The sequence below is a fragment of the uncultured Ralstonia sp. genome (assembly GCA_913056305.1).
GTDB lineage: Bacteria > Pseudomonadota > Gammaproteobacteria > Burkholderiales > Burkholderiaceae > Ralstonia.
Genome location: CAJXMR010000312.1, coordinates 1 through 3,963 on the forward strand (window position 1 = coordinate 1; position 3,963 = coordinate 3,963).

Consider the following 3,963-nt stretch of genomic DNA (forward strand, 5'->3'; position numbering starts at 1 on the left):
TCGCCGAACACCACCATCCGCTGCACCTTGGCAACGTTGGCGTTGCCACCCTGATCGGTTTCGCCGCCGCCGCACGCGGTCAGGCCCAAGGCCAGGGCCGCCGTGGCGACACCGATCCATTGACGCAATTGCATGTCTGTCTCCCTGTGGATTTGTAATGGTTGTAGTGCGGCGCCAGTGCCTGCTTTCAATGCACAGGCCGACGCGCAAGCCGCAGTGTAGCGAGGTAGACAGGCGTTCGATGAACGCAGACCGCAGAAGAATTAGAGGCCGGATTCGAACGCGGCGGCGGCGCGACACAGGCGGTCGTTGACAGCGGCCCAGGCGGGCGCGTCAGGCAGGGTTTCCACCCAGATGGCGTGATACCCGCCGCGATCGAGCTCGCGCAGCAGCGCGTACAAGACGTTGGCGTATGCGGCAGCGGTCGCGGGCGCGGCACGCTGGTCGCACCCGGGCGGCAGGTCGACCGGCGCGCCGACCCACACGATGCGCTGCCCCGCGGGCACTGCGGCCAGACGCGCCGGCACCTCGTCCGCGCGCAGCAAATACAGCGGCGTGCGCGGCGCGTAGTGCGCGCGGAGCGTGCCGGACGCGCGCGGCGCAGCGGCGTCGGGCAACGCCGGCACTTGGCCGGTCACACGTTCGATGTCTTCCGGCGTGATGGCACCCGGGCGCAGCAGCACGGGGCCGATGCCCTGGTCCAGTCGCGACAGGTCGATGATGGTGGACTCGATGCCGACATCCACGCCATCGCCTTCGAGCACGAACACGGCATCGCCCATGTCGGCGAATTCTTCCCGCACGTGTTGCGCGGTGGTCGGGCTCACTTGGCCAAACTTGTTGGCCGAGGGTGCCGCAATGCCGCCGCGCCCGCGCTTGAAGCGCGCAAGCAGCGCCTGCGCCACCGGGTGCGACGGACAGCGCAGGCCGATGCTGCCCTGCCCGCCTGCCACCGCCGCCGGAATGTGCGGCGCTCGCTTGAGGATCATGGTGAGCGGGCCCGGCCAGAAGGCTTCGGCCAACTGCAGGGCGATGCCCGGCACGTCGTCGGCCCAGTACGACAGGTCGGCGCCATCGACCACGTGCACGATCAGCGGATGGCCGGCCGGCCGGCCCTTGGCCGCGTAGATCTTGGCCACCGCCTTGGGGTTCTCGGCATCGGCGCCGAGGCCGTAGACGGTCTCGGTCGGAAAGGCGACCAGCTCGCCCGCCTCCAGCCTGCGCGCAGCCTCATCGAGGCGCTCGCGCGAAGGCATGACGTACGGCATGGTCGACTTGTGCATGATGCGATGTGCTCTCAGTCCGGCTGCAGGCCGAGCACGTGCGCGGCATGGCGGAAGGCCTCGTCGACCACCTCGGGCGAGGTGCCGACGCAGTTCACGTGGCCCATCTTGCGGCCCGGCCGCGCATCGGCCTTGCCATACAGGTGGACCTTGGCGCCGCTGTGGCCCATCACCTGGTGCCACGCGGGCGAGCGCTCCAGGCCGTATTCGAACCACACGTCGCCCAGCACGTTCAGCATACGCCCCGGCGAGTGCTGGCGCGTGCTGCCCAGCGGCAGGCGGGCCATGGCGCGCACCTGCTGCTCAAACTGGCTGGTCTCGCACACATCCATGGTGATGTGGCCTGAGTTGTGCGGGCGCGGCGCCATCTCGTTGGCGACGATCGAGCCGTCCTGCAGCACGAAGAACTCGATGCACAGCACACCCACGTAGCCCATCTCTTCCGCGATCATCGCGGCGGCGGCGCGGGTGCGCGTGGCGACGTCGTCCGACACGCTGCGCGACGGCATGATGGTCGAGAACAGGACGCCGTCGCGGTGCACGTTCTCGGCCAGCGGCCAAGTGGCGGTGCTGCCGTCTGCCGCGCGGGCCGCCAGCACGGACACCTCGTAGGCCAGCGGCAGCATCTTCTCCAGCACACACGGCACGTGCTGCATGGCGCCCCAGGCGGCACGCAGCTCGTCACGCGTCGACACGCGCGCCTGGCCCTTGCCGTCGTAGCCCATGCGGGCGATCTTGAGGATGCCGGGCAGCAGGTCTTCGGGCAGCTGGTCGATATCGGCGTCGTGCTCGATCACCCAGCTCGGCGCCGGGTGGATGCCGGTGCGGGCGGCGCACAGCGCGAAGAACTTCTTCTCGGCGATGCGGTTCTGCGCGATCGACACGCAGCTCGCGCGCGGCGCGACAAAGGCGCCCAACTGCTCGAGCCGATCCAGCGCCTGCGCGGGCACGTTCTCGAATTCGGTGGTGACGGCCGGGCACAGCGCGGCCATCTCGGCCAGCGCGGCTTCATCGGTATAGCCGGCGCACAGGTGGCGCTCGGCGATGGTGCCGGCGGGGCTGTTCGGGTCCGGGTCCAGCACGCAGACCTTGTAGCCCATGGCCTGCGCGGCGTGCGTGAACATGCGACCCAACTGGCCGCCGCCCAGCATGCCCAGCCAGGCATCGGGCAGGATCGCGTTGGGCACGTTCAGCGCGCGGGATTCTGCGGAATGCGCCTGCGACAGGCGCGGATTCAGGTCATCAGCCATGGGAGGTGGTGCGTAGGACTTAGGCACTGTGCACGGGCAGCGTCATGCCGCGCGCCACTTCGGTCTGGCGTGCGCGGAATTCTTCGAGCTTGGCCGCCAGCGCGTCGTCGGTGGTGGCGAGCATGGCGATGGCCGCCAACGCCGCATTGGCCGCGCCCGCCTCGCCGATGGCGAAGGTCGCCACCGGAATACCCTTGGGCATTTGCACGATCGACAGCAGCGAGTCTTCGCCGCGCAGGTACTTGGACGGCACCGGCACGCCGAACACCGGCACGATGGTCTTGGCGGCAATCATGCCCGGCAGGTGCGCCGCCCCGCCGGCACCGGCGATGATGGCGCGCAACCCCCGGCCGCGCGCGGCTTCGGCGTAGCGGAACATGTCGTCCGGCATGCGGTGCGCGGAGACGACCTGCGCCTCGTGCGGAATGCCGAATTCCTTGAGCAGGACCACGGCGTGCTGCATGACGTCCCAGTCGGAGCTGGAACCCATCACCACGCCAACGAGCGGAGCCGGTTGCTGTGCAGTCATCGTCGGCTCCTTAGCGCAGGGTTTCGCCGGTCAGGCGGGTCAGCGCTTCGCGGTACTTGCTCGCGGTCTTTTCGATCACGTCGGCGGGCAGCTCGGGCGCCGGCGCGGTCTTCGGCCACGGCTTGCCGTCGATGCGCACGGCTTCCAACCAATCGCGCACGAACTGCTTGTCGAACGACGGCGGGTTGGTGCCCACCTGGTACGAATCGGCCGGCCAGAAGCGCGACGAATCGGCCGTGAGCGCCTCGTCCATCAGCGTGAGCGTGCCGTTCTCATCGAGGCCGAACTCGAACTTGGTGTCGGCGATGATGATGCCGCGCGTGGCCGCAAAGTCGGCTGCTTCCTTGTACAGGCGGATGCTGACGTCGCGGATCTGCGCGGCCAGTGCGGGGCCGATGCGGCGCTCGACCTCGTCGAAGGAGATGTTCTCGTCGTGCTCGCCCACGTCGGCCTTGGCGGCAGGCGTGAAGATCGGCTCGGGCAGCTTCTGCGCGTTCTGCAGGCCGGGGGCCAGGTGCACGCCGCACACGGCGCCGGTGGCCTGGTAGTCCTTCCAGCCGCTGCCGGCCAGGTAGCCGCGCACCACGGCTTCCACCAGGATCGGCTTCAGGCGCTTGACCACGATGGCGCGGCCGCGCACCTGGCCCACTTCGTTCGGGGCCACCACGGTTTCCGGGGCGATGCCGGTCTCGTGCGTCGGCACGATGTGGCGCAGCTTGTTGAACCAGAAGTCCGACATCTGCGCGAGAACCTTGCCCTTGTCCGGAATCGGCTGGACGAGGATCACGTCGAACGCCGACAGGCGATCGGTGGTGACCATCAGCAGCTTGTCGTCGCCGACGGCGTAGTTCTCGCGCACCTTGCCACGGCCGAGCAACGGCAGGCTGGTGATCGACGATTC

The 3,963-nt window shown here is 69.0% G+C and carries 4 protein-coding genes and 1 pseudogene; all 5 read right to left on the reverse strand.

Annotation, left to right across the window (positions count from 1 at the left end; genetic code table 11):
• Nucleotides 1-134: pseudogene (locus QZ609_RS26825) on the reverse strand (GDSL family lipase); the annotation flags it as partial.
• A gap of 129 nt (nucleotides 135-263) precedes the next feature.
• Nucleotides 264-1,283 (reverse strand): L-threonylcarbamoyladenylate synthase, encoded by a 1,020-nt coding sequence (locus tag QZ609_RS25105; protein WP_295500823.1) that lies wholly within the window; start codon nucleotides 1,281-1,283, stop codon nucleotides 264-266.
• A gap of 14 nt (nucleotides 1,284-1,297) precedes the next feature.
• Complete coding sequence (locus QZ609_RS25110) at nucleotides 1,298-2,533, reverse strand: 5-(carboxyamino)imidazole ribonucleotide synthase (protein WP_295500826.1); 1,236 nt, start codon at nucleotides 2,531-2,533, stop codon at nucleotides 1,298-1,300.
• A 19-nt stretch (nucleotides 2,534-2,552) separates the two neighbouring features.
• Nucleotides 2,553-3,062 carry a 5-(carboxyamino)imidazole ribonucleotide mutase gene (gene purE / locus QZ609_RS25115; protein WP_295500829.1) on the reverse strand — a complete coding sequence of 170 codons (510 nt, stop codon included), beginning with the start codon at nucleotides 3,060-3,062 and terminating at the stop codon, nucleotides 2,553-2,555.
• A gap of 10 nt (nucleotides 3,063-3,072) precedes the next feature.
• On the reverse strand, nucleotides 3,073-3,963 hold an 891-nt coding region (locus QZ609_RS25120), incomplete at its 5' end, for a phosphoribosylaminoimidazolesuccinocarboxamide synthase (protein WP_295500832.1).

Bases quoted from the DNA above. Each gene is read 5' to 3' on its own strand.
- QZ609_RS25105 (WP_295500823.1), bottom strand. From the start codon at position 1,283: ATGCACAAGTCGACCATGCCGTACGTCATGCCTTCGCGCGAGCGCCTC.
- purE (WP_295500829.1), bottom strand. From the start codon at position 3,062: ATGACTGCACAGCAACCGGCTCCGCTCGTTGGCGTGGTGATGGGTTCC.
- QZ609_RS25110 (WP_295500826.1), bottom strand. From the start codon at position 2,533: ATGGCTGATGACCTGAATCCGCGCCTGTCGCAGGCGCATTCCGCAGAA.